Origin of the sequence: Pseudomonas sp. Pseusp3 (assembly GCF_047304225.1) — a bacterium.
GTDB classification, from domain to species: domain Bacteria; phylum Pseudomonadota; class Gammaproteobacteria; order Pseudomonadales; family Pseudomonadaceae; genus Aquipseudomonas; species Aquipseudomonas fluorescens_CD.
The window spans coordinates 1-323 of the sequence record NZ_JBGLYV010000263.1 but is presented as its reverse complement, the minus strand read 5'-3'; the positions used below and the strand labels follow the sequence as shown (position 1 = coordinate 323).

General features: G+C 65.0%; 1 protein-coding gene. It reads left to right on the top strand.

Annotated features, from left to right (window positions below; translation table 11 throughout):
- Window positions 1-323 (top strand): aromatic amino acid lyase (locus tag ACCD00_RS30815; protein WP_413428944.1); only part of this gene is annotated, 323 nt, incomplete at both ends.

The window sequence follows — 323 nt, the reverse complement described above, 5'->3', positions numbered from 1 at the left end:
CCGATCAGCGACGAGCTGGTGCGCCTGATCATGGTGCTCAAGGTCAACAGCCTGAGCCGTGGTTTCTCCGGCATCCGCCGCGTGGTGATCGACGCGCTGATCGCCCTGATCAATGCCGAGGTGTACCCGCACATACCATTGAAAGGCTCGGTCGGTGCGTCCGGTGACCTGGCGCCGTTGGCGCACATGTCGCTGGTGCTGCTGGGCGAAGGCAAGGCGCGTTACAAGGGCGAGTGGATGGAAGCGACCGAAGCGCTGAAAGTCGCCGGCCTGACCCCGCTGACCCTGGCCGCGAAAGAAGGCCTGGCCCTGCTCAACGGCAC